This is a genomic window from Devosia aquimaris (assembly GCF_020169335.1).
GTDB lineage: Bacteria > Pseudomonadota > Alphaproteobacteria > Rhizobiales > Devosiaceae > Devosia > Devosia aquimaris.
Window position 1 is genome coordinate 2,034,030 of the sequence record NZ_JAIEZN010000001.1, and the last position, 23,625, is coordinate 2,057,654.

At 63.9% G+C, this 23,625-nt stretch carries 24 protein-coding genes; 18 read left to right on the forward strand and 6 right to left on the reverse strand.

Annotation, left to right across the window (positions count from 1 at the left end; translation table 11 throughout):
- Positions 1 to 210: 210 nt before the first annotated feature.
- From urtA to ureG, 18 genes are all read left to right on the forward strand, one after another.
- Positions 211 to 1,506, forward strand: a complete 1,296-nt coding sequence (gene urtA, locus K1177_RS09805; RefSeq protein WP_396119884.1) for an urea ABC transporter substrate-binding protein — start codon at positions 211 to 213, stop codon at positions 1,504 to 1,506.
- 73 nt (positions 1,507 to 1,579) lie between these two features.
- Entirely contained in the window at positions 1,580 to 3,211 is a 1,632-nt protein-coding gene (urtB, locus tag K1177_RS09810) for an urea ABC transporter permease subunit UrtB (RefSeq protein ID WP_224703122.1), read from the forward strand.
- Positions 3,208 to 4,383: an urea ABC transporter permease subunit UrtC gene (gene urtC / locus K1177_RS09815; RefSeq protein ID WP_224703123.1), complete on the forward strand. Its 1,176-nt coding sequence runs from the start codon at positions 3,208 to 3,210 to the stop codon at positions 4,381 to 4,383. The genes urtB and urtC overlap by 4 nt, the downstream gene beginning before the upstream one ends.
- A gap of 4 nt (positions 4,384 to 4,387) precedes the next feature.
- Complete coding sequence (urtD, locus tag K1177_RS09820) at positions 4,388 to 5,137, forward strand: urea ABC transporter ATP-binding protein UrtD (protein WP_224703124.1); 750 nt, start codon at positions 4,388 to 4,390, stop codon at positions 5,135 to 5,137.
- Positions 5,134 to 5,838, forward strand: a complete 705-nt coding sequence (gene urtE, locus K1177_RS09825; protein WP_224703125.1) for an urea ABC transporter ATP-binding subunit UrtE — start codon at positions 5,134 to 5,136, stop codon at positions 5,836 to 5,838. Before urtD ends, urtE begins: the two co-directional genes overlap by 4 nt.
- A gap of 92 nt (positions 5,839 to 5,930) precedes the next feature.
- Positions 5,931 to 6,785 (forward strand): urease accessory protein UreD, encoded by an 855-nt coding sequence (locus K1177_RS09830; protein WP_224703126.1) that lies wholly within the window; start codon positions 5,931 to 5,933, stop codon positions 6,783 to 6,785.
- A gap of 8 nt (positions 6,786 to 6,793) precedes the next feature.
- Positions 6,794 to 7,096 carry an urease subunit gamma gene (locus tag K1177_RS09835; RefSeq protein ID WP_015314510.1) on the forward strand — a complete coding sequence of 101 codons (303 nt, stop codon included), beginning with the start codon at positions 6,794 to 6,796 and terminating at the stop codon, positions 7,094 to 7,096.
- A gap of 49 nt (positions 7,097 to 7,145) precedes the next feature.
- Positions 7,146 to 7,454 (forward strand): urease subunit beta, encoded by a 309-nt coding sequence (locus tag K1177_RS09840; protein ID WP_224703127.1) that lies wholly within the window; start codon positions 7,146 to 7,148, stop codon positions 7,452 to 7,454.
- A 60-nt stretch (positions 7,455 to 7,514) separates the two neighbouring features.
- Entirely contained in the window at positions 7,515 to 7,913 is a 399-nt protein-coding gene (locus K1177_RS09845) for a hypothetical protein (RefSeq protein WP_224703128.1), read from the forward strand.
- A gap of 16 nt (positions 7,914 to 7,929) precedes the next feature.
- Positions 7,930 to 9,639: an urease subunit alpha gene (gene ureC, locus K1177_RS09850; protein ID WP_224703129.1), complete on the forward strand. Its 1,710-nt coding sequence runs from the start codon at positions 7,930 to 7,932 to the stop codon at positions 9,637 to 9,639.
- 54 nt (positions 9,640 to 9,693) lie between these two features.
- Positions 9,694 to 10,578 (forward strand): class I SAM-dependent DNA methyltransferase, encoded by an 885-nt coding sequence (locus K1177_RS09855; protein WP_224703130.1) that lies wholly within the window; start codon positions 9,694 to 9,696, stop codon positions 10,576 to 10,578.
- Between the two features lie 137 nt (positions 10,579 to 10,715).
- The gene (locus tag K1177_RS09860) at positions 10,716 to 11,012 is read left to right on the forward strand and encodes a putative quinol monooxygenase (protein WP_224703131.1); all 297 of its coding nucleotides are present in this window, start codon (positions 10,716 to 10,718) and stop codon (positions 11,010 to 11,012) included.
- A gap of 48 nt (positions 11,013 to 11,060) precedes the next feature.
- On the forward strand, positions 11,061 to 11,441 hold the full coding sequence (locus K1177_RS09865; RefSeq protein WP_224703132.1) for an MliC family protein: 381 nt from the start codon (positions 11,061 to 11,063) through the stop codon (positions 11,439 to 11,441).
- Between the two features lie 5 nt (positions 11,442 to 11,446).
- On the forward strand, positions 11,447 to 12,034 hold the full coding sequence (locus tag K1177_RS09870) for a hypothetical protein (RefSeq protein ID WP_224703133.1): 588 nt from the start codon (positions 11,447 to 11,449) through the stop codon (positions 12,032 to 12,034).
- Between the two features lie 21 nt (positions 12,035 to 12,055).
- Positions 12,056 to 12,526, forward strand: coding sequence for an urease accessory protein UreE (locus tag K1177_RS09875; RefSeq protein ID WP_224703134.1), 471 nt, complete (start codon positions 12,056 to 12,058; stop codon positions 12,524 to 12,526).
- Positions 12,523 to 13,185 (forward strand): urease accessory protein UreF, encoded by a 663-nt coding sequence (locus K1177_RS09880; RefSeq protein ID WP_224703135.1) that lies wholly within the window; start codon positions 12,523 to 12,525, stop codon positions 13,183 to 13,185. Before K1177_RS09875 ends, K1177_RS09880 begins: the two co-directional genes overlap by 4 nt.
- The gene (locus K1177_RS09885; protein ID WP_224703136.1) at positions 13,182 to 13,613 is read left to right on the forward strand and encodes a DUF3995 domain-containing protein; all 432 of its coding nucleotides are present in this window, start codon (positions 13,182 to 13,184) and stop codon (positions 13,611 to 13,613) included. Before K1177_RS09880 ends, K1177_RS09885 begins: the two co-directional genes overlap by 4 nt.
- A complete protein-coding gene (gene ureG / locus K1177_RS09890; protein ID WP_224703137.1) occupies positions 13,610 to 14,242 on the forward strand; it encodes an urease accessory protein UreG in 633 nt (210 codons plus the stop codon). Before K1177_RS09885 ends, ureG begins: the two co-directional genes overlap by 4 nt.
- Positions 14,243 to 14,263: 21 nt before the next feature.
- Here the strand turns inward: ureG and K1177_RS09895 are convergent, their stop codons facing one another.
- Genes K1177_RS09895 through glgB form a run of 6 tightly spaced genes read right to left on the reverse strand, consistent with a single transcriptional unit; the run spans position 14,264 to position 23,622 of the window.
- A complete protein-coding gene (locus tag K1177_RS09895; RefSeq protein ID WP_224703138.1) occupies positions 14,264 to 15,001 on the reverse strand; it encodes a metallophosphoesterase in 738 nt (245 codons plus the stop codon).
- Positions 15,002 to 15,005: 4 nt separating this feature from the next.
- The gene (gene glgX, locus K1177_RS09900; RefSeq protein WP_224703139.1) at positions 15,006 to 17,009 is read right to left on the reverse strand and encodes a glycogen debranching protein GlgX; all 2,004 of its coding nucleotides are present in this window, start codon (positions 17,007 to 17,009) and stop codon (positions 15,006 to 15,008) included.
- 16 nt (positions 17,010 to 17,025) lie between these two features.
- Positions 17,026 to 18,660: an alpha-D-glucose phosphate-specific phosphoglucomutase gene (locus K1177_RS09905; protein ID WP_224703140.1), complete on the reverse strand. Its 1,635-nt coding sequence runs from the start codon at positions 18,658 to 18,660 to the stop codon at positions 17,026 to 17,028.
- Positions 18,641 to 20,101, reverse strand: coding sequence for a glycogen synthase GlgA (glgA, locus tag K1177_RS09910; protein WP_224703729.1), 1,461 nt, complete (start codon positions 20,099 to 20,101; stop codon positions 18,641 to 18,643). The genes K1177_RS09905 and glgA overlap by 20 nt, the downstream gene beginning before the upstream one ends.
- Positions 20,101 to 21,372, reverse strand: coding sequence for a glucose-1-phosphate adenylyltransferase (gene glgC / locus K1177_RS09915; protein ID WP_224703141.1), 1,272 nt, complete (start codon positions 21,370 to 21,372; stop codon positions 20,101 to 20,103). The genes glgA and glgC overlap by 1 nt, the downstream gene beginning before the upstream one ends.
- 54 nt (positions 21,373 to 21,426) lie before the next feature.
- Complete coding sequence (glgB, locus tag K1177_RS09920) at positions 21,427 to 23,622, reverse strand: 1,4-alpha-glucan branching protein GlgB (protein WP_224703142.1); 2,196 nt, start codon at positions 23,620 to 23,622, stop codon at positions 21,427 to 21,429.
- Positions 23,623 to 23,625 lie beyond the last annotated feature (3 nt).

Here is a 23,625-nt window from a genome sequence, read left to right on the forward strand (position 1 = left end):
GGCTGCACAATAATTCGCCATCGCCTTGTTAGCACGGATTGTCTTGGAAACACTAGGTTCTTGAGCACTCTGCTGCCCTGTCGACCCCGCTGCCGGCGCTGAGTTACGTCAATCGACGTATAGGGCTCGATTAACAAACTGTCCCACAGTCCCCCCAACAAGCGCCTCCCTTGGTGTCTTGGGGCTCATATGCAGCAGAGGGACAAACAGATGAACAAATTCGGCGCCAAAAGCGCATTGCTTGCCGCGGCCATGGCCGGCGGCCTCGCCATGACCACCATGGTTCCTGCGTTTGCTCAGGACGAGACCATCAAGGTCGGTGTCCTGCATTCGCTGTCGGGCACGATGGCCATTTCCGAAACCACGCTCAAGGACACCATGCTGTTCCTGATCGACCAGCAGAACAAGAAGGGCGGCCTGTTGGGCAAGCAGCTCGAAGCCGTCGTGGTCGACCCGGCCTCCGACTGGCCGCTGTTCGCCGAGAAGGCGCGCGAGCTGATCGAAGTCAATGGCGTCGCCGCCGTGTTCGGCTGCTGGACCTCCTCGTCGCGCAAGTCGGTTCTGCCGGTGTTCGAGGAACTGAACTCGATCCTGTTCTACCCCGTCCAGTACGAGGGCGAAGAGAGCCAGCGCAACGTGTTCTACACCGGCGCCGCTCCCAACCAGCAGGCCATTCCGGCCGTTGACTACCTGATGGAAAGCGAAGGCGTTGAGCGCTGGGTTCTCGCCGGCACCGACTATGTCTATCCCCAGACCACCAACAAGATCCTTGAGCAATACCTGATGGACAAGGGTGTCGCCAAGGAAGACATCATGATCAACTATACGCCCTTCGGTCATTCCGATTGGCAGACGATCGTCTCCGACATCAAGACCTTCGGCTCGACTGGCAAGAAGACCGCCGTCGTCTCCACCATCAATGGCGATGCCAACGTGCCGTTCTACAAGGAACTGGCCAACCAGGGCATCAAGGCCGAAGACATCCCCGTGGTGGCCTTCTCGGTCGGCGAAGAAGAACTGGCCGGCTTTGACACCACACCGCTGGTCGGCCACCTGGCTGCCTGGAACTACTTCCAGTCCGTCGATGTCCCCGCCAACGCCGAATTCATCAGCGCCTGGCAGACCTTCATGGGCAATCCCGACAAGGTGACCAACGATCCGATGGAAGCCACCGTCATCGGCTTCAACCTGTGGGTCCAGGCCGTTGAAAAGGCCGGCACCACCGACACCGACGCCGTGCTGGACGCCATCATTGGCCTCGAAACCCCGAACCTGACCGGCGGCGTCGCCAAGATGCTCCCCAACCACCACATCACCAAGCCGGTGCTGATCGGTGAAATCCAGGCCGACGGCCAGTTCGAAGTCGTGTCCGAATCCGAACTCGTCCCCGGCGATGCCTGGTCCGACTTCCTGCCGGAATCCAAGATGATCGAAGCCGATTGGACCGCCCCGATCTCCTGCGGCAACTACAACACCGAAACCAAGACCTGCGGCGGCGCGAGCTAAGCGAACCGACTGCATCCGACGAGGGCGGCCATGCCGCCCTCGTTCTTCGACTGACCGACGCATGAGGCCAATGATGAACGCAATCCGTCTTCTCCGCTCAATCGCGCTCTTCCTTGTTCTCACTGTCGGTGTTGCGACCCCTGCCAATGCGCAGGTTGCCGATGCCGAACTGACGCCCCTGGTCGATGCCCTCGCCCCCGGCAATTTCAAGGATCGCGAAGCCGCCATCGGCGTCCTGGTCACCACGGGCGACCAACGCGTCGTACAGGTGCTGGAAGTCCTGCTCGAAGGCGAACTCTATTTTGACGAAGCCAGCGGCAAGATCGTCTTCACCTCCGAGGCCGGCGGCAAGGGCACCATTACCGACCCGGTGACCAGCGCCGAACTGCCCGATCTCACTGCGGATGGGCTCGACAAGGTCAAGGTCAACAATGGCCTGCGCCGCGTGCTGCGGACGGCCATTGGCCAGATGACGCTGCTGAGCGAAGACCCCGGCGTTCGCCTCTTTGCCGCCCAGTCCATTCTGCGCGATGCCGATCCGGCCCAGCTTGAACTGCTCGACAGCGCCATCGCAGGCGAGACTGACGCGGGCATCAAGCGTGTCATGGAACAGGCCCGCGCCGCCATCGTCCTCAAGACCCCTGACGCTACAATCGACGAGTGGCAAGCCGCAGTGCCCCTGGTGCAGGCCATTGGCGGCCGCGACGCCCTCAACACGCTGACCACCGCTCTGGCCACGGCGCCTGACGAGGTCAAACCCCTCATTCAGACGGCCATCGATGGCCTCGCCCGCGACCGCGCGGTCTGGGACGTGGCACAAAATGTCTGGTTCGGCATTTCGCTCGGTTCCGTCCTGCTCCTGGCCGCCATTGGTCTTGCCATCACGTTCGGGGTCATGGGCGTCATCAACATGGCCCATGGCGAGATGGTCATGCTGGGCGCCTACACCACCTTTGTGGTGCAGGAAGTCATCCGCCAGAACTTCCCCGGCCTGTTCGACTGGTCGCTGGCCATTGCCCTCCCCCTCGCCTTCCTTGTCACCGGCCTGATCGGTATCGCCATCGAGCGCGGTGTCATCCGCTTTCTCTACGGCCGCCCGCTGGAGACTCTCTTGGCGACCTGGGGCCTGTCCCTAATCATCCAGCAGGCCGTTCAGCGCATCTTCACCGCCAACATCCGCGAAGTGGGCAACCCCACCTGGATGTCCGGCTCGTTTGATTTGGGCGGCCTGGCCATCACCTGGAACCGCTTCTACATCGTGATCTTTGCGATGATCGTGTTTGTCGCCCTGCTGCTGGTGCTCAAATACACGGCCATCGGCCTGCATATGCGCGCCGTGACCCAGAACCGCCGCATGGCCTCCGCCATGGGCATCCGCACCCCGCTGGTCGATGCCATGACCTTTGGCCTGGGCTCGGGTATCGCAGGCCTGGCCGGCGTCGCGCTGAGCCAGATCGGCAACGTCTCGCCCAACCTCGGCCAGGGCTACATCATCGACAGCTTCATGGTTGTGGTCTTCGGCGGCGTGGGCAACCTCTGGGGCACGCTGGTCGGCGCGCTCACCCTTGGCGTGGCCAACAAGTTCATCGAGCCCTACTTCGGTGCCGTGCTGGGCAAGATCATCATTCTCGTTCTCATCATCCTTTTCATCCAGCGCCGTCCCCGCGGCCTCTTCGCGCTCAAGGGAAGGTCCATCGAAGCATGATTACACAGGCCCTCTTCCGCGCCCTCGACAAGAAAGCGATCTGGATCGTCGCCATCCTCCTGGTCGTCGCCATTGCCGTGCCGCTGTCCAATTTGATGCTGCCCGATGGCCATCCGCTGCGCTTGCCCAACTATGCCGTGCCGCTGTTCGGCAAATACCTGACCTTTGCCATGCTGGCACTGGCACTCGATCTGGTGTGGGGCTATTGCGGCATCCTCTCGCTCGGCCACGGCGCCTTCTTTGCCATCGGCGGCTATGCCATGGGCATGTATCTCATGCGCCAGATCGGCACCCGCGGCGTCTATGCCAATCCTATCCTGCCCGACTTCATGGTGTTCCTGAACTGGAAGGAACTGCCCTGGTACTGGTACGGCATGGACAATTTCTGGATCGCCATGCTGATGGTGGTCCTGGTGCCGGGCCTGCTCGCTTTCGTTTTCGGCTTCCTCGCCTTCCGCAGCCGCGTGACCGGGGTCTACCTGTCCATCATCACCCAGGCCATGACCTATGCGCTGCTGCTCGCCTTCTTCCGCAATGACATGGGCTTTGGCGGCAACAATGGCCTGACTGACTTCAAGGACATCCTGGGCCAGTCCATCTCCGCCCCAACCACCCGCGCCGCCCTGTTTGCCGCCTCGGCCATTGCCCTGGCGCTGGCGGTGCTGGCCTGTTCGATGATCGTCAACTCCAAGCTGGGCAAGGTCATGGTGGCTGTGCGCGATGCCGAGAGCCGCACGCGCTTCCTGGGCTACCGCGTTGAATATGTGAAGCTGTTTGCCTTTGTCGTCTCGGCCGTCATCGCCGGCATTGCCGGCGCGCTCTACGTGCCCCAGGTGGGCATCATCAACCCCTCCGAGTTCGATCCGGCCAACTCCATCGAAGTTGTCATCTGGACCGCCGTGGGCGGGCGCGGAACCATCGTCGGCCCCATCATCGGCGGCATCCTGGTCAATGTGGGCAAGTCCTACTTCACCGGCGCCTTCCCCGAATACTGGCTCTTCGCGCTGGGTGCCCTCTTTGTCGTGGTCACGCTGTTCATGCCCAAGGGCATTGTCGGCCTCATCGGCCAATACCACCGCGCCACCACCAAGCGCGAGCAGCATGAGCGGACGGACTCTGCCGAAGCCGAGGCGGGCATCGAGCCGACCAACCAACCCAAGCCGGCGGAGTAGAGCCATGACCGACAAGACAGGCACCATGCTCTATCTCGATGGCGTCTCGGTGGCCTTTGATGGCTTTAAGGCCATCAATCACCTCTCCATCATCGTCTATCCCGCCGAAATGCTGGCCATCATCGGCCCCAATGGCGCCGGCAAGACCACCATGATGGACATCATCACCGGCAAGACCCGCCCCGACGATGGCCAGGTGCTGTTCGATGGCCGCACGGACCTGACCAGGCTCGACGAAGCCGCCATCGCCAATCTGGGCATTGGCCGCAAATTCCAGAAACCCACGGTCTTTGAGAGCCATACCATCTGGGACAATATCGAGATGGCGCTCAAAAAGCCGCGTGGCGTGTTCTCGACACTGTTCTATGCCGCCAGCACAGCAGACAATGCCCGCATCAGCGAAATCCTCGAGACCGTCCGCCTGCTCGACCGCAAGCACGAGCTGGCGGCCGACCTCAGCCACGGCCAGAAGCAGTGGCTCGAGATCGGCATGCTGCTGGCGCAGGACCCAAAGCTGCTGCTGGTCGACGAACCCGTGGCCGGCATGACCGACGCCGAAACCGTCGAGACCGCCAAGCTGCTGCGCGACATCGCCAAGACCCGCTCTGTGGTCGTGGTCGAACACGACATGAGCTTCGTGCGCGAACTCGGCTCGCGCGTCACCTGCCTCGCCGAAGGCGCGGTGCTGGCCGAGGGCACGCTCGACCAGGTCAGCGCCAATCCCGTCGTGATCGAAAGGTATCTCGGACGATGAGCACCGCCCTCACCATCAATGCCATCGATCTGCATTATGGCGCCGCCCAGGCGCTGAAATCGGTGTCCATCCAGTGTCAGCCCGGCCGCATCACCGCCGTGCTCGGCCGCAATGGCGTGGGCAAGTCATCGACCCTGCGCGCCGTCACCGGTGTGCACGCAATTTCGGCTGGCGACATCCGCTTCGGCGACGAGCTGTTGCGCAAGGCCCCGCCCTATAAGCGCGCCCGCATGGGCATCGGCTATGTGCCACAAGGCCGCGAGATCTTCCCGCTGCTCACGGTCAAGGAGAACCTTGAGACCGGTTACGCCGGCCTGCCACGCAGCGAACGCAACATACCCGAGTACATCTTCGAGCTCTTCCCCGTGCTCAAGTCCATGCTGGGCCGGCGCGGCGGTGACCTCTCGGGTGGCCAGCAGCAGCAGCTCGCGATCGGGCGTGCTCTGGTCACCCGACCCAAGGTCCTGGTGCTCGATGAACCCACAGAAGGCATTCAGCCCTCCATCATCAAGGACATTGGCCGCGCCCTGCAGTTCCTGCGCGACGAAAAGGGCATGACCATCCTTCTGGTCGAACAGTTCCTCGACTTCTGCCGCGAGATCGCCGACGATATCTACGTGATGGATCGCGGCGAGATTCAGCATGCCGGCCCCGCCAGCGATCTGGACCTGCCCGACGTCCGCCGCCATCTGATGGTCTAGTTGAGGACGGTGCCCGCCCTGTCGGGCGCTGCAATGCCCATGCCGACTACCTGCCTGCGCTGTCATTGCCTGCCCAGCCCGGGGCTGAGTCCATGCTGATCGACGCCCCACAGCTGTCCGCCGCACAAGCGCCCGCGCCCCGCATGCAACGCGCCCGCGGCGTCGGCGGCCTCGTGACCCAGCAGCGCGACGGCGTCACAAGGCTCGACAAGCTCTATCAGGATGGCTGCGCCAAGATCCGCCTGCCCCACACCCATTCCGACGCCCTCGAAGCCGTGCTGATCAACACCGCCGGCGGCCTCACCGGCGATGACCATATGCGATGGACCGCCGAGATCGCCCCTGGCGGCCGGGCCGTGCTGACGACCCAGGCTTGCGAGCGCATCTATCGCTCCATCGGCGGCCCGGCCCGCGTCGAGACGCATCTCACCGTTGGCGCCGACGCCCATCTAGATTGGCTGCCGCAGGAGACCATCATGTTCGCGGCCAGCCAGCTCGACCGCCGCATCGATATCGATCTTGCCCCCGGCGCCAGCCTCACCGCCATCGAGGCCTTCCTGCTCGGCCGCGATGCCATGGGCGAAACCGCGCTCGACGCCCGTCTGCGCGACAATTGGCGTATCAGCCGCGATGGCCGCCTGCTGCATGCCGAAGCCACCCGCCTTGATGGTACCCTGGCCGAGCGCGATGGCCTCTCCCTGTTGGCCGGCAAACGCGCCTTCGCCACCGTGCTCCATGTCGCGCCCGATGCCGACGTCTGCGCCCGCCGCCTCGCCACCCTGCGCAGCATACTGACCGACGATGGCCGCATCGCCGCCAGCGCCAATGGTGAGCGCCTGGTGGTCAGGGCCCTTGCACAAACAGGGCTTGCACTTCGCCGCCTGATCGTTCCAATTCTTGCTGAGCTTTCCGGCGCCGGCACGCTCCCGCGCCTCTGGCATCTATAGGACCAGCCATGAACCTGACCCCGCGTGAAAAAGACAAGTTGCTGATCGCCATGGCCGCCATCGTGGCCCGCAAGCGCCTGGAGCGCGGCGTCAAGCTCAACCATCCCGAGGCCATCGCCCTGATCACCGATTTCGTGGTCGAAGGCGCCCGCGACGGTCGCCCCGTGGCCGAGCTGATGGAAGCAGGCGCCCATGTCGTCAGCCGTGCCCAGGTCATGGAAGGCATAGCCGAGATGATCCACGACGTGCAGGTCGAGGCTACGTTCCCCGATGGCACCAAGCTGGTCACCGTGCACGAACCGATCCGCTGAGTCGTCCCCTCACCTCTGCCGCTTCACCCGCCCATTCCGCGAGGACATCATGATCCCAGGCGAAATCATCCCCAAGTCCGGCGATATCGAGCTCAATGTCGGCGCGCCCCAGATCACCATCGAGGTCGCCAACACCGGTGACCGCCCCATCCAGGTCGGCTCGCACTACCATTTCTTCGAGACCAATGCCGGCCTGTCCTTTGACCGTGACGCCACCCGCGGTATGCGGCTCGACATCGCCGCCGGCACTGCCGTGCGCTTCGAGCCCGGGCAGACCCGCGAGGTGCGTCTCATTCCGCTCAGCGGCGACCGTACCGTCTTTGGTTTCCGCCAGCAGGTCATGGGCCCTCTCGGCTAGCACTGTGCGGATGCCGCAAATCCCACTAGAAGGGCGCCAAACCTTTCAGCGGAGACGAACATGAATACCCAGGCCGAAAACGAACTGCTCGCCCAGCTCGCCGAAGTTGTCGCAAATCTGCACGACGGCGGCATGCAGGATGGCGAGGCCATGTTCATGCTCGGCGCCGGAGCCGATCGCCTGGTCTCCATCCGCGCCCACAACAACTGGTCTCACTTCAAGGGCTCGCTGACCCCGGCCGATATTCTGGAACTGCTCCAGCAGATCGATGCCGAGGGCAACACCGCCCTGCGCGAGGAAAAGGGCCGCCAGGCCTATGCGCTGCAGGCCCTGGCCCTGTCGTTGGCCGCCCGCGACGCCGAGCAGGACACCACCAAGGCCGGCGCGGCCCTGCTCGATCAGGTCATCGAATCCGCATTGTCCAACTTCCGCACTCACGCCAAGCCCGCCCTGGGCTGAACTCCACGAGGACCCCATGCCCGCTCGTATCTCGCGCGCCACCTATGCCGATATGTATGGTCCGACCACCGGCGATCGGGTTCGCCTGGCCGATACTGAACTGTTCATCGAGGTGGAGCACGATTTCACCACCTATGGCGAAGAGGTCAAATTCGGCGGCGGCAAGGTGATCCGCGACGGCATGGGGCAGAGCCAGCGCACGCGAGCCGAGGGCGCCGTCGATACCGTCATCACCAATGCGCTGATCGTCGACAGCACCGGCATCTACAAGGCCGACGTTGGCCTCAAGGACGGCGTCATCGCCGCCATCGGCAAGGCCGGCAATCCCGACACCCAGCCCGGCGTCGACATCATCATCGGCCCCTCCACCGAGGCCATTGCCGGCGAAGGCCGCATCCTCACCGCCGGCGGCATGGATGCCCATATCCATTTCATCGCCCCCCAGCAGATCGAGGAGGCCCTGATGAGCGGGGTCACCACCATGCTGGGCGGTGGCTCGGGCCCCGCCCATGGTACTCTGGCCACCACCTGCACCGGCGCCTGGCACATCCAGCGCATGATCGAGAGCTTCGACGGCTTCCCCATGAACCTGGCCCTGGCCGGCAAGGGCAATGCCTCGCGCCCGGCCCCACTGGCCGAGATGATCCTGGCCGGCGCCTCCTGCCTCAAGCTGCATGAGGACTGGGGCACCACCCCCGCCGCCATCGACAACTGCCTCTCGGTCGCCGACGACTATGACGTGCAGGTGATGATCCACACCGATACGCTCAACGAATCCGGCTTCGTGGAAGACACCATCGCCGCCTTCAAGGGCCGCACCATCCACGCTTTCCACACCGAAGGCGCCGGCGGCGGCCACGCCCCCGACATCCTGCGCGTCGCTGGCCTGCCCAATGTCATCCCGTCCTCGACCAATCCGACGCGCCCCTACACGGTCAACACCATTGCCGAGCATCTCGACATGCTCATGGTGTGCCACCACCTGTCCCCGTCCATTCCCGAGGACGTGGCCTTTGCCGAAAGCCGCATCCGCAAGGAGACCATTGCCGCCGAGGACATCCTGCACGACATGGGGGCGCTCTCGGTCATTTCGTCGGACAGCCAGGCCATGGGCCGTGTCGGCGAAGTGCTGATCCGCTGCTGGCAGACCGCCGACAAGATGAAGCGCCAGCGTGGCCGCCTGCCCGAAGAGACCGGCGATAACGACAATTTCCGCGTCAAGCGCTACATCGCCAAATACACCATCAACCCGGCCATCGCCCATGGCATGAGCCAGCACATCGGCTCCATCGCCGTCGGCAAGCGCGCTGACCTGGTGCTCTGGCACCCAGCCTTCTTCGGCGTCAAACCCGAGATGATCCTGCTTGGCGGCTCCATCGCCGCAGCGCCGATGGGCGACCCCAATGCCTCCATCCCGACGCCGCAACCGATGCACTACCGCCCCATGTTCGCTAGCTTTGGCAAGCTGCTGACCCGCTCCTCGGTCACCTTCATTTCCCAGGCCGCCTATGACGATGGCCTGCGCAACAAGCTTGGCGTTGAAAAGCAGCTTCTGCCAGTCACCAATACACGCGGCGGCATCGGCAAGGCATCCATGGTGCACAATGCCGCCACGCCGGACATCTCCGTCGATCCGGAGACCTACGAAGTCCGTGCCGATGGCGAACTGCTTACCTGCGAGCCGGCCACCGTGCTCCCCATGGCGCAGCGCTACTTCCTGTTCTAGACACCGTCCTCACTCGGCGGCCGCCCATCCGGTGGCCGCCACAAGGACAAGCTGATGCCCGATACACCAACGCCCCAGGCCCTGCTCCAGCGCGGCGAGGCCCTTCTGGCCGAGGGCGCGCTGATCGAGGCCCGTGACGCCTTCACCGAAGTTCTGGCCCATCGCCCGCGCGACGGTGCCGCCCTGCGCGGTCTCGGCAAGGCCCAGCTGGACCTCGGCGACACCGCCGGTGCCACCGCGAGCTTCCGCCAGGCCCTGGCCATAGTGCCCTATGATCTCTACGCCGCCCACATGCTGGCCTCGCTCACCGGCGAAGCCAATGCCCGCGCCAGTGGCTATGTGCCCGACCTCTTCGATACCTATGCCGAGAGCTTTGACGATCACCTGACCGGCGCCCTGGGCTATCGTATCCCGCAGGTCATCCGCGCCCTGCTCGCCGATCACCCACCCTTCGCTGCCCTCATCGATATCGGTTGCGGCACCGGCCTTGTCGGCGCTGCCCTAGCCGACCGTGTCACCGCTATGGATGGCATCGACATTGCCCCCCGCATGACGCGCAAGGCGCTGGAGCGCGGCATCTACCGTCATCTGCGCACCGGCGACGCCGCGGCGATCCTGGGTTCAGACCCAGCGCTGGGCGGCCCCTATGATCTGGCTATCGCCGCCGATGTCTTTGTCTATCTCGGCGCGCTCGAACCCATCTTCGCCGCCGTCACCAGTGTCCTCGCCCCCGGTGGCCTCTTCATCTTCTCCGTCGAGACCGCCGAGGGCCCCGGCCCCGCACTGCGCTCCAGCGGCCGCTTCGCCCATCCGGACGCCTATATCGACCAGCTTGCCGCGCACTCCGGCTTTGCCATCGCGGCGCGACATCACCATCCTATCCGCAATGAGCGGGATAACCCGATCCCCGGGATGCTTTACCGCCTCAAACGGGGTTGATCGGCCTTGTCGCTTCCCGCGGAAAGCACCACTATTGCTCCGTGGTCGTCAGGCTGTGCACGGGTCGTGGCCTGCCGCGGCTGGTGCGTCCCGAAATTCCTCCGACAGCGCGCGGCCGCGCCACTTGAGGCCCTTGATTGATCTACGTTGCCGAAACCTTCCGCATTCGCCCCGGCACCATCGAGGCCTTTGTCGCGGCTGCCTATGCGCTGATTGACAGCACCCGGCGCGAATCGGGCTGCCGCCTATACGATCTGCACGCCAGCGTCACCGACCCCGATCGTCTGGTCGCGCTCGAACAATGGGACAGCCGACAGAGCTTTGAGAACCATCGCAAAGGCGCCACTGCACAAGGCTTCCTGGCTGCTGTAGCGCCCTATGTCCTGTCGTCGCGCATCGAGGTGATCGACCCCGCCAAAGTGGACATTGTGTGATCAATCTCGTCTGCTAGCTTGCGGTCCGTACAGCCAAGGGATTCCACCATGTTCGCCAAGTCCGCCCTCGCCGCCACCACCCTGCTGATCGTCACGCCGGCCATGGCCGTCGACACCAATCTTTCGGTCACGCTGACAACGCCGTCCGGCGCCTTCGAGCAGTCTGTCATCCAGTATGATTGCGGCCCCGACACCCAGCTTTCGGTGACCTACATCAACGCCGCGCCCAACTTCCTGGCCATTTTGACTGCTCCCGAGGAGCCCGCCTCGCAGATCTTTGCCTCGGTGCAGTCCGGCTCCGGTGCCCGCTATGCCGCTGGCAAGTGGGTGTGGTGGAGCAAGAATACCGATGCCAACCTGTTTGACGTCACCCTTGGCGACGATGCCGAACCCGTGCTTACCTGCACCGAAATCAACAATACGCCCTAGGTCCGATGGATCCCCACAGCGCAGCCGAAATCTTCCCCCATATCCGCATCGTCCTGGGGACCATTATCGGCCTGGGCATCACGCGGCTGCTGATGACAGTCGCCGGTGTCATCCAGCATCCCGGGCGCAATCGGGCCTCGCTTCTCCACCTGCTCTGGGTCTTCTCGATTCTGGTCGAGCTGGTGCTGTTCTGGTGGTGGGAGTTTGCGCTCTACGACATCGAACACTGGACGATCGGCATCATCCTGTTCCTGGTCGCCTATTCGGTGATCCTGTTTCTGCTCGCTGCGCTGCTGTCGCCTGACAACATCTCCGAGTACGCCGGCTACGAGGATTTCTTCATCAAGCGTCGGCGCTGGTTCTTCGGCCTGTTCGCGGCGACCTTCTTCTTCGACACGGTCGATACGCTGATCAAGGGCGCGCACCATTGGGATCGCTTCGCCGCAGCCTATGCGATCCAGATCCCGCTCGGCCTTGTGCTCTGCGGCGTCGCCATCGCCTTCGGCGACCGACGCGTCCAGCTCACGGCTGTGTTGCTGCATATGGTCTACCAGGCCTTCTGGATCAGCATGTTCTTCTATAGCGTCAACTGACACGTGCCTCGAAAGGTCTTCATGCCCACCCTCCGCGTCACCGCCGTCCTGCCCCCCGATCACGGCACGGGCATGCCTTATGATGTGATCGTGCTCGAACACGATGCCCGCCGCCTGCGCCGCAAACTCCTGCAGCTTCAGCATGGCGACGAGGTGATGGTCGATTTTCCCCAGACAGTCACCCTGGCCGACCGCAGTGCGCTGCAACTGGAAGACGGGCGCCTGGTTGAGGTCATCGCTGCCGAAGAGCTGCTCTACGAAGTGCGCGCCAGCTCGCCGGGTCATCTGGTGCGCCTGGCCTGGCACATCGGCAATCGCCACACCTCTGCCCAGCTTGAGGCCGACCGGATCCTCATCAAGCGGGACCATGTGCTCAAGACCATGCTCGAGGGCCTGGGCGCCAGCGTGGTCAATGTTTCCGAGCCGTTCAACGCCGAGCACGGCGCCTATCACAGCCATGGCGATCAGGGGCACGCCCTGCTGGCCCGATGACAAGCCAAACTGACCTGCAGCGGCTGCTGACCTGGCTGTCGCCGGCCTTTCCGGTTGGCGCCTTCGCCTGGTCGGCCGGACTGGAATCCGCCATTGCCAGCCGCATGGTGCATGATCGCGCAACCACGCAGCGCTGGGTCGAGGGCATCCTTGCCCACGGCAGCCTGCGCACCGACGCGATCCTGCTCGCCCAGGCTCACGGCGCAGCGCACAACACCGAGGCCCTGCAGGACCTTGCCGATCTCTGCCTGGCCCTCACCCCGGCGCGTGAACGGCACGAGGAAACCACCATCACGGGCTCAGCCTTTGTCACTGCGGCCCAGGCCTGGCCAACGCCGGTCAGCGCCAATCTGCCGGCGCCCTGCCCTTACCCCATCGCCGTCGGCGCCATATCGGCCGGTCACGCGATGGCACTCGAGACAACGCTGCTGGCCTTTCTTACCGCCACTGTGCATGCTCAGGTCTCGGTTGCGGTGCGCCTGGTACCCATCGGCCAGAGTGATGGCCTCGCCATCATGGCCGTGCTGGAGCCAACCATTGCCGATCTGGCCACACAATGTCGCATGGCCGGGCTCGATGACCTGGGCGCTGTTGCCTATGCCGCCGATATTGCGCAAATGTCGCATGAGACCCTGACCACGAGAATCTTCCGCTCATGAGCATGCCGATCGCCGCCTTCATGTTTGTTGCCCTGTTGGCAGCCTCCATCGCCCATCTGCTCTGGTCGATCGGGCGCACCTGGCCGATCCGCAACGAAAAACTCCTGGCGCAGACCGTCGTCGGCACCGCTGGCATCGAACGCATGCCGCCCCGCATCGCCAGCTTCGGCATTGGTGTGGCCCTCGGCATTGCCGGTGTACTCGCCCTGGCCCTGGCCGACCACGACAGCGGCGGCATTCCGCTCGACGTGGTGGGCGCACTGCTGGCGCTGGTGTTCCTCGCCCGCGGCGTCATCGGCTACACGCCCGGCTGGGCCGCCCGCACGCCCGAACCCAATTTCCGGCTCAACGACCGCCGCGTCTATTCCCCGCTCTGCCTGCTGCTCGGCACCGGCTTTGCCGCTCTCGTCATCATGAGGTTGCTATGAAATCTGTGAACGGTCCCCTGCGCATCGGCATTGGCGGCCCCGTTGGCTCGGGCAAGACAACGCTGTGCGAAATGCTGCTCAAGGCCATGCGCGACCGCTATTCCATGGCCGTGGTCACCAATGACATCTACACCCGCGAAGATGCCCTGATCCTGGCGCGCGTGCAGGCCATTTCCGAGGATCGCATTGTGGGTGTCGAAACCGGCGGCTGCCCGCATACGGCCATCCGCGAGGACGCTTCGCTCAACCTGGCGGCCATTGATAACCTCAACCGCAAATTCCCCGATCTCGACATCATCCTGATCGAGAGCGGCGGCGACAACCTGGCGGCGACCTTCTCGCCCGACCTGGCCGACATCACCATCTATGTCATCTCCGTCGCCCAGGGCGAAAAAATCCCCCGCAAGGGTGGCCCCGCCATTTCCCGCTCGGACCTTTTGGTCATCACCCACACCGACCTGGCCCAATATGTCGGCGCCAGCCTGAGCGTGATGGAAAGCGACACCCAGAAGGTGCGCGAGGGGCGGCCCTATGTGTTCACCGATCTGCTGCGCCGCGAGAGTCTGGACCAGATCATCGCCTTCATCGAAAAGGCTGGCGGCCTGTCGAGTTCCCAGGCGGCCGAATAGGCGCAGGGGCGCGCGCTGCGTCTAGCGCTCGCCCACCATCACCACATGGCTCACCAGCCGCCCATCCTGCACATGGTGCAGCAATAGGCCGGGCGGATCGACGATGTCGGACGCCTTGCCGTCCAGCGACAGGCGGCTGGCACGCGTGACCGATGGCGCCATGCTGGCCGGGATGTCGCCCAGACGGGCAAACATCGGCCGGTGCACATGGCCGCACGTGATACCCAACACCCGCGAGCCAGCCTGGGACAACACCGCGCCCAGCCCTTCGGACCCATGGCAACGGTTCTGGTCCTTGCCGTCGATGCCGCACAGGAATGGGTGTTGGTGCTGGAACACCAGCACGGGCAGCGCGTCGCGCTGCAGTTCTTCTGCGAGCCAGTCCAGGGCCGGAGTGGCATCGCCATGGTGCTGGCCCGGCACCGTCACATCCAGACCGATCAGGCGCAGCGCCCCGCCGGCCACGCCCGAGCTGTGCAAAGGCCGGGTGCCCGTCCACCCCATCTCGCCACCGAAGACGTCGGCCAGCCGGCCATGATCGTCCACATTGCCCGGCACGACGCGAAACAGCGTCTCCATATCGCGCAACCGCTTGAGCACCGCGCGATAGCTGTCGGCGAAATCGTCCTCGGCAAGATCGCCGCTGACGATGATCGCGTCCGGCCGCATCGGCCGCAGCCAGGCCAGCACGCGGTCGAGCCGCTCCAGCCTGTCCTTGCTGCCATTGGCGTGGATATCGCTCAGTTGCGCGATGATCATGGCACTAGCCTTCCGGGCGAACCAGCGCCACCACCGATCGTGGCGTCAGGGTCGCCGTGCCGGCGGCCATCGCCACCTGGGCCTGATTATCGGACTCCAGCCCCACAACCCAGTCGCCTTCGGGCAGGTGCGCAACCACCGGCTCATTGCGCCGGTTGAACCACACCAGCACCTCGTCATCCTTGTTGCGCAGATGCATGCCCAACACCGAGGCGCCCGAGGCACGCCAGTCCTGCTCACCCATCTCATGGCCATCCGGATGCAGCCACACCACATCGCGCACGCCATTGCGCTCGGCGCCGGTGAGGAAATGGTCATGCGTCAGGGCGGAGTGCGCTTTGCGGAACTTGTTGAGGGCCGAGACAAAGTCGACCAGAGCGCCGTCGGCATTTTCCCAGTCGACCCAGGTGATCTCATTGTCCTGGGCATAGGCGTTGTTGTTGCCTTGCTGGGTGCGATAGAGCTCGTCGCCCTGCTGCAGCAGCGGGATGCCACGCGACAGGAACAGTGTCGCCAGCATGGCCCGCACGTCGCGCTTGCGCGCGACATTGATGCCTTCGTCGTCCGTCTCGCCCTCGGTCCCGCAGTTCCACGATGCATTGTGGTTGTGGCCGTCGCGATTGTTCTCGCCATTGGCCTCATTGTGCTTGTCGCTGTAGCTGACCAGGTCGCGCAGCGTGAAACCGTCGTGCACCGCCAGCATGTTGACGCCATGGCTGGGCTTCCGCCCGGCGAAGTCGAAGATTTCGGCCGAGCCGGCCACCTTGCCCGCCAGCGCGCCGATCTTGCCGTCCTCGCCGCGCCAGAACTCGCGGATTTCGTCACGATAGGTGTCGTTGTGTTCCTTGAATTCCTTGCCGAACTGGCCCAGCGCATAGCCGCCCGGACCCGGATCCCAGGGCTCGGCCACCAGGATGCATTGGCTCAGGATAGGATCGGCCTTGATCTTTTCCAGCATCACCGCATTGGGATTGAAGCCAGGATCACGCCCAAGCACGGTGGCCAGGTCAAAGCGGAAGCCGGAAACGCCCATCTCCTGCACCCAGTAGCGCAGGCTGTCGATTACCAGCCGCTGCGTCGCCGGATGGTCGCAGCGCAGCGTATTGCCGGTGCCCGTGTCATTGACCAGGTGCTGTTTGCCGTCCACTTCCACGAAGCGGTAATAGGTCTTGGCGTCCAGCCCCATCAGGCTGAGCATGGGCCCATTGGCGTCGCTCTCGCCGGTGTGGTTATAGACCACGTCCAGGATCACCGAGATGCCGTTCTTACGGTAGAGATCGGTCATGTTCCGCAGTTCCTGCGGACCACGCGGCGCCAGCCGCGGATCGATCGCCGAATAGGCCACTGGATTGTAGCCCCAGGCGTTGGTCAGCCCCAGCACCGGCAGATGGCCCTCATCGATCCAGGCCGCCGTCGGCATCAGCTGCAGCGTGTCCACGCCGATATATTTCAGGTGATCGATCACCCGCTGCGTCGTCAGCCCGGCGATGGTGCCGCGCAGCGGCCCCTGCACGCTGGGGTGGCGCATGGTGTAGCCGCGCACGTTCATCTCATAGAACATGCCGGGCGCCTTCTTGCGCGGCAGCAGGTCCTCATTGCCCATGTCGCCGACAATGGCCTTGGGGATCAGCGGCGCGGTGTCGACCGCCTCGCTGCGGTCCAGCCGCAGGCGCGGCGAGCGCACGAATACCCGGTCGAGTCGCTTGGCATAGGGGTCGACCAGCAATTTCATCGGGTCGAAGAACAACCCCTGGTCGGGGTTGTATTCGCCGTCGGCACGCAGCCCGTAGCGCGTCCCCGCGCCCAGGCCGGAGATCAGCCCGGCCCGGATATGGTCCTTGTGCACATCCAGTTCAAAGCGGTCAGTTTCCTGGTCCTGCTCGTCGAAAATGGAGACCCAGATCGCGGTTGCGCTTTCCGAATAGACCGCGAAGTTGACGCCATCTTCGGTGAGCGTGGCGCCAAGATGCTCGATACTGCCCCCATTGGGGACCAGCATGGGTTTCATAGATTATCCAAAAAGTTCAGGTGATGACGGAAGGTTCAGTACGTCCGGTGCGCTGCTTGATCCCGGCCAGTGTCTCGGAAAGGGCAATCAGGGGTTCGAGCGCCACCTGCGTGTCCAGCCCATGGTTGCCGTCGGCGGCTTCGTAGCGTTCCAGGTAAAGCCGCAGCGTGGCGCCCACCGTTCCCGTCCCTGACAGGCGCAGCACGATGCGCGACCCATCTGTGAAGCCGATGCGGACCCCTTGCTTGGCGCTGGTCGAGCCGTCCACCGGGTCATGATAGGTGAAGTCGTCGGCATAGGCGACCTGCAAATCCTCGCCGAAACTCTTGCCCGGCAGCGACGGCAACTGTGCCCGCAGGTCGTCGACCAGTTTCCCGGCAATGGCCGCATCGACCTCTTCATAGTCATGGCGCGTGTAGTAGTTGCGGCCATAGGTGGCCCAGTGCTCGCGCACGATGGCGTCCACGCTCTGCTTGCGCACGGCCAGGATGTTCAGCCACAGCAGCACGGCCCACAGGCCATCCTTCTCCCGCACATGGTTCGAGCCGGTGCCGGCGCTTTCCTCGCCACAGATCGTCACCCGGCCCGCGTCGAGCAGATTGCCGAAGAACTTCCAGCCCGTGGGCGTTTCATGCATCTCGATGCCCAGCTTTGCCGCGACGCGGTCTGCCGCAGCGCTGGTCGGCATGGACCGGGCAATGCCGGCTATGCCGCGCTTGTAGGCGGGAGCCAGATGCGCATTGGCCGCCAGCAGCGCCAACGAGTCCGAGGGTGTCACAAAGCGGTTCTTGCCGATAATCAGGTTGCGGTCGCCGTCACCGTCCGAGGCGGCGCCGAAATCGGGGCCATCGGCGGTCATCAGCAGGTCATACATGTCCTTGCAATAGACCAGGTTCGGATCGGGATGCCCCGCACCGAAGTCGGGCAGCGGCACGCCATTGCGCACCGTCCCCTTGGGCGCGCCCAGCTTGCCCTCGAGGATCGCATGCGCATAGGGACCCGTGATGGCATGCATTGCGTCGAACATCATGGTGAAGCCGGACGCAAACAGGCCGCGGATCGCCGGGAAATCGAACAGGCTCTCCATCAGCGCCGCATAGTCGGCCACCGGGTCGATCACCTCGACCACCATGTCGCCCGACTTCTGGGTGCCGATGCGATCAAGCGCCACATCTGGCGCGTCGATCGTCTTGTAGCTGTCGATCACCTTGGTGCGGGCAAACACCGCATCGGTGATCTTCTCGGGCGCGGGCCCGCCATTGCCCACATTGTATTTGATGCCGAAGTCGCCGTCCGGACCACCCGGATTGTGGCTGGCCGAGAGCACAAGCCCGCCAAAGGCCTTGTAGTGGCGGATGACATGGCTGGCGGCGGGCGTCGACAGCAACCCGTTCTGGCCAACCATCACGCGACCGAACCCGTTTGCCGAGGCCAGGCGGATCGCCTTCTGGATGGCCACGTCATTGTAGAAGCGACCATCGCCGCCGATCACCAGGGTCTGGCCCGCAAAGCCCTCAAGGCTGTCGAAGATCGCCTGGACGTAGTTTTCGACATAGTTGGGCTGTTGGTAGACACTGACGCGCTTGCGCAGGCCCGACGTGCCCGGCTTCTGGTCGGCAAAGGGTGTGGTCTTAATTGTCTGGATTGTCATGTCTGTCGAGCCCGCTGATTTTGGCGTAGAGGTCGGCATAGCGTGCCGCGCTGGTTTCCCAGGACACGTCCGACTTCATCCCTCGCCGCTGGATTTTCTTCCAGGCCTTGTCATCGTTGTAGAGCCGCACCGTCTTGCGGATGGCTTCGTAGAGCGCCTGCGCACTGTTGGGATCGAACACGATCCCAGTGGCCACCTCTGCGGCCAGCGCGGCCGGATTGGCGTCGATCACCGTATCGGCGAGCCCGCCGATGCGGCTCACCACCGGCACGCAGCCGTAGCGCAGGCCATAGAGCTGCGTCAGCCCGCAGGGCTCGAAGCGCGACGGGATCAGGATCGCATCACACCCGCCCTGCATCAGGTGTGACAGCTCTTCGTTGTAGCCGCTGGCCATGCTGACCTTGCCCGGATGCAGCATCGCCTGATGGCGGAACCCGTCCTCGAGATAGGCCTCGCCCGAGCCCAGCACAGCCAGCCGGCCGCCCAGGTCCACCAGGCCCGCAATCACTTGCAGCAGCAGGTCCATGCCCTTCTGGTCGGTCAGCCGGCTGACCACGCAAAACAGCGGCCCGTCAGTGCCATCAAGGCCGAATTTTTCCACCAGCGCCTGCTTGTTGGCCTGGCGCAGATTGATTGTATTGGCCGAGAAGTTCTGCACCAGCGCCTTGTCGGTCATCGGGTCCCAGGCCTGGGTGTCGATGCCGTTGAGCACCCCGCTCACCGTATTGGCGCGCCCATTCAGCAGCCCTTCAAGCCCCATGCCGAACTGCGGCGTGCGGATTTCATCGGCATAGTTGGGGCTGACGGTGGTGACATAGTCTGCACATTCCATGCCCGCCTTGAGGAAGGACACCCCGCCGTAATACTCCACGCCGCCAACACCGAAGGCGGACGGCGGCAGCCGCAACTGCCCGAAGATATCGGCGTTGAAGAAGCCCTTGAACGCCATGTTGTGGATGGTCATCACCGTCTTGACCGTGCTGGCGGGTCCAAACTTGATATAGGCAGGCGCCAGGCCGGCCTGCCAGTCGTGGCAATGCAGCACTTGCGGATGATAGCCGGGGACCATGCCCATGGCCAACTCCGCCGCCACCCAGCCGAGCGCAGCAAAGCGCTTCCAATTGTCCGGCCAGTCCCAGCCGTCCGGGCTGACATAAGGGTTGCCGGGCCGATCATAGAGCGCCGGCGCCTCGATGACGATGACATCGAGCCCTTCGATACGGGCCGCGATCAGCTTGGCCGGGACACCGAACAGATCGTCCAGTTCCTTGACCACGCGGCCGCCGCTCAGCTTTGCCATCACCGAGGGATAGCCGGGGACCAGCGTGCGCATGGTCACGCCGTGGCTCGACAGCGCGCCCGGCAGGGCGCCCGCCACATCGGCGAGCCCCCCGGTTTTGATCAGTGGATAGACCTCGGATGCGACCGAGAGAACTTCGATCATCGTCCCGCCAGATATTTGTTGACCATCGCCTGGGTCACCAGGGTGACCCCCTCATCACTGCGGCGGAACCACTTGGCGTCGAACTCGGGGTCCTCGCCAACAACAAGCCCTTCGGGGATGTTGACGCCACGGTCGATCACCACCTTGGTCAGCCGCGCATTGCGCCCGATATCGCAATAGGGCAGCACCACCGCCTCGTTCAGCATCGAATAGGAGTGCACGCGCGATCCCGTGGACAGCAGCGTCTTCTGCAAATGCCCGCCCGAGACGATACAGTCGCCCGAGACCAGAGAATTGACCGCCGAGCCACGACGGCCGTCGAAATCATGCACGAACTTGGCCGGCGGCGTGATCTCGGCATAGGTCCAGATCGGCCAGTCGCGGTCATACAGATCCAGCTGCGGCTTGATGTCGGTCAGGTCGATCGAGGCCTTCCAATAGGCATCGATCGTGCCGACGTCACGCCAGTAGCTGACCTCTTCATTGCTCGAGCGCACGCAGGAGCGCGGGAAACGATGCGCCCAGGCCGTGCCGTTCTTGACGATATAGGGGATGATGTCCTTGCCGAAGTCGCGACTGGAGCCTTCCGTGGCAGCGTCACGACGCAGTTGCTCCATCAGGAAGCGCGTCTCGAACACATAGATGCCCATCGAGGCCAGAGCCATCTCCGGCTTGTCCGGAATGCCAGGCGGATCCTTGGGCTTCTCGACGAAATTGACCACTCGGTCGCGCCCGTCCACATGCATCACGCCAAAGCCGGTGGCTTCCATGCGCGGCACTTCCAGGCAGCCGATGGTCACATCGGCCCCGGTGTCCACATGCTGGCGGAGCATGATCTCATAGTCCATCTTGTAGATGTGGTCGCCCGCCAGGATGACGATGTAGCGCGCGCCCGAATCCTCGATGATGTCCATGTTCTGGTACACCGCGTCCGCCGTGCCGGCATACCACATGTCTTCGCGCACCCGCTGGCTGGCCGGCAGCACGTCAAAGCTCTCATTGCGCTCGGGGCGCAGGAAGTTCCAGCCGCGCGACAGATGCCGGATCAGGCTGTGCGCCTGATACTGCGTTGCCACCGAGATGCGGCGAATGCCCGAATTGATGGCATTGCTCAGCGCAAAGTCGATGATGCGCGACTTGCCGCCGAAATACACCGCCGGCTTGGCGCGCCGGTCGGTCAGCTCCATCAGGCGCGTGCCGCGTCCTCCCGCCAGCACATAGGCCATGGCCTCGCGGGCCAGCGGTGATGGTACTCTGTAGTCTGCCATTCTTCTAACCCTCCACTATTGCCCGGTTTCCGGGACGTATCCTCACCCGTCGATTCACGCCGGTTCGAACTTGAGAAACAATGTCGACAGCGGCGGCAGATAAAGCTCAGCCTCCGCTGGCCAATGCCGTCCCTCAACGGCATAGGCAGTCACCGCACCCTGGTTGCCGGTGTTCGAGCCAGCATACCATTCTGCGTCTGTATTGATGCGTTCGACCCATTTGCCGGCCAGCGGCATGGGTATCTTGTAGCCGGACCGTGGCACGGGTGTGAAATTGCTCACCACCAGGATCGGCGCATGGCCCGGCGCCTTGCGCAACCAGGCAAACACCGAATTGGCATGGTCATTGCCGATCACCCACTCAAACCCGTCCGGCTCGCAATCGCGCTCATGCAGCGCCGGCAGCTCGCGATAGGCCAGGTTCAAGTCGGCAATCAGCCGCCGAACGCCCTCGTGCATGCCCGCGTCGAGCAGGTGCCAGTCCAGCGCCCGTCCGTCGGCCCATTCCTCGCGCTGGGCAAATTCCTGGCCCATGAACAGCAGCTTCTTGCCCGGATGCCCCCACATGAAGGCGTAATAGGCGCGCAGGTTCGCAAACTTCTGCCAGTCGTCGCCCGGCATTTTCTCCAGCATCGAGCCCTTGCCATGCACCACTTCGTCATGGCTCAGCGGCAGCACGAAATTTTCGCTGAAGGCATAGACCGACCCGAAGGTCATGTCGTTGTGGTGGTACTTGCGATGCACGGACTCGCGGCTCATGAACCGCAGCGTGTCATTCATGAAGCCCATGTTCCACTTGAAGCCGAAGCCGAGCCCGCCCACGTCCACCGGCTTGCTCACGCCCGGCCAGGAGGTGCTCTCCTCGGCAATCATGAACGTGCCCGGATGCAGCCGATAGGTCTCGGTGTTGACCCGCTTGAGGAACTCGACGGCTTCAAGGTTCTCGTTGCCGCCGAACTTGTTGGGCACCCACTGCCCGCTCTGGCGCGAATAGTCGAGATAGAGCATGGACGCCACCGCATCCACGCGCAGCCCGTCGATGTGGAACTTCTCCAGCCAGTAGAGCGCATTATTGACCAGGAAACTCACCACTTCGCGGCGGCCGAAATTGTAGATCGCCGTGTTCCAATCCGGATGGAACCCCTGGCGCGGATCGGCATGCTCATAGAGCGCCGTGCCGTCGAAATGCGCCAGCCCATGCGCGTCCGTCGGGAAATGTGCCGGCACCCAGTCCAGGATCACCCCCAGCCCGGCCTCATGGGCGGCATTGACGAAGCGCGCAAAGCCGGCCGGATCGCCAAAACGCGCCGTCGGGGAATACATGCCCGTGGGCTGGTAGCCCCAGCTCGGGTCATAGGGATGCTCGGTGATCGGCAACAGCTCGATATGGGTGTAGCCCATGTCCGCTGCATAGGGCACCAGCTGCTCGGCCAGCTGGTCATAGCTCATGAAGCCGCCATCGGGCCGCTTGCGCCAGCTGCCCAGGTGCACCTCGTAGATCGACATCGGCGTGCGCCGCCAGTCATGGCTGGCGCGTTCTTCGAGATAGCGGCTGTCGGTCCAGGTGAAGGGCGTCGGGTCGGGCACCACCGACGCGGTCTTGGGCCGCATTTCGGACTGGCGGGCGAACGGGTCCGCCTTGAGCGGCTGCGTCACCCCGTCGGCGCCCACGATCTCGAACTTGTAGAGCGTTCCCGTGCCCAGCACCGGGATGAACACTTCCCAGATGCCGTTCTCGAACCGGTTGCGCATCGGATGGCGCCGCCCGTCCCAGTCATTGAACGGGCCCACCACGCTCACGCGCTTGGCATTGGGCGCCCAGACGGCGAAATGCGTGCCATGGATGCCCTCGAACTCCATCTCGTGGGCACCCAGCTTGTCGAACAGCCGGAGATGGCTGCCCTCGCCGATATAATAGTCGTCCATCGGCCCCAGCACGGGTCCAAAGGAATAGGGATCAAACACATCCCATTCCCCGCCGGCATTCTTGGCGTGATAGCGGATCGGCTGCCGCGCCGAGATGGTCACCTTGCCTTCGAAAAAGCCGGCGGCGTGCCGCGGGATCAGATGACCCAGTTCCTTGCCGTCCAGCGTATAGGCCGTCACCAGCTCGGCATGGGGAATGAACGCGCGCAGCACCCAGTGCTCGCCCACCTGCTGCAGCCCAAGAAAGGCAAACGGGTTGGCATGCCGGCCTCCGACGACCGCCTCAACTTCCTGCGAATCGGCCTGCCAGACTTCCTTACTCACGCC

Bases quoted from the DNA above. Each gene is read 5' to 3' on its own strand.
- ureG (WP_224703137.1), top strand. From the start codon at position 13,610: ATGAAATCTGTGAACGGTCCCCTGCGCATCGGCATTGGCGGCCCCGTT.
- K1177_RS09830 (WP_224703126.1), top strand. From the start codon at position 5,931: ATGCTGATCGACGCCCCACAGCTGTCCGCCGCACAAGCGCCCGCGCCC.
- K1177_RS09905 (WP_224703140.1), bottom strand. From the start codon at position 18,660: ATGACAATCCAGACAATTAAGACCACACCCTTTGCCGACCAGAAGCCG.
- K1177_RS09875 (WP_224703134.1), top strand. From the start codon at position 12,056: ATGCCCACCCTCCGCGTCACCGCCGTCCTGCCCCCCGATCACGGCACG.
- K1177_RS09845 (WP_224703128.1), top strand. From the start codon at position 7,515: ATGAATACCCAGGCCGAAAACGAACTGCTCGCCCAGCTCGCCGAAGTT.
- K1177_RS09840 (WP_224703127.1), top strand. From the start codon at position 7,146: ATGATCCCAGGCGAAATCATCCCCAAGTCCGGCGATATCGAGCTCAAT.
- K1177_RS09865 (WP_224703132.1), top strand. From the start codon at position 11,061: ATGTTCGCCAAGTCCGCCCTCGCCGCCACCACCCTGCTGATCGTCACG.
- glgC (WP_224703141.1), bottom strand. From the start codon at position 21,372: ATGGCAGACTACAGAGTACCATCACCGCTGGCCCGCGAGGCCATGGCC.
- K1177_RS09835 (WP_015314510.1), top strand. From the start codon at position 6,794: ATGAACCTGACCCCGCGTGAAAAAGACAAGTTGCTGATCGCCATGGCC.
- K1177_RS09855 (WP_224703130.1), top strand. From the start codon at position 9,694: ATGCCCGATACACCAACGCCCCAGGCCCTGCTCCAGCGCGGCGAGGCC.
- urtD (WP_224703124.1), top strand. From the start codon at position 4,388: ATGACCGACAAGACAGGCACCATGCTCTATCTCGATGGCGTCTCGGTG.
- urtC (WP_224703123.1), top strand. From the start codon at position 3,208: ATGATTACACAGGCCCTCTTCCGCGCCCTCGACAAGAAAGCGATCTGG.
- K1177_RS09885 (WP_224703136.1), top strand. From the start codon at position 13,182: ATGAGCATGCCGATCGCCGCCTTCATGTTTGTTGCCCTGTTGGCAGCC.
- glgX (WP_224703139.1), bottom strand. From the start codon at position 17,009: ATGAAACCCATGCTGGTCCCCAATGGGGGCAGTATCGAGCATCTTGGC.
- urtB (WP_224703122.1), top strand. From the start codon at position 1,580: ATGAACGCAATCCGTCTTCTCCGCTCAATCGCGCTCTTCCTTGTTCTC.
- K1177_RS09895 (WP_224703138.1), bottom strand. From the start codon at position 15,001: ATGATCATCGCGCAACTGAGCGATATCCACGCCAATGGCAGCAAGGAC.
- K1177_RS09880 (WP_224703135.1), top strand. From the start codon at position 12,523: ATGACAAGCCAAACTGACCTGCAGCGGCTGCTGACCTGGCTGTCGCCG.
- K1177_RS09870 (WP_224703133.1), top strand. From the start codon at position 11,447: ATGGATCCCCACAGCGCAGCCGAAATCTTCCCCCATATCCGCATCGTC.
- urtA (WP_396119884.1), top strand. From the start codon at position 211: ATGAACAAATTCGGCGCCAAAAGCGCATTGCTTGCCGCGGCCATGGCC.
- urtE (WP_224703125.1), top strand. From the start codon at position 5,134: ATGAGCACCGCCCTCACCATCAATGCCATCGATCTGCATTATGGCGCC.
- ureC (WP_224703129.1), top strand. From the start codon at position 7,930: ATGCCCGCTCGTATCTCGCGCGCCACCTATGCCGATATGTATGGTCCG.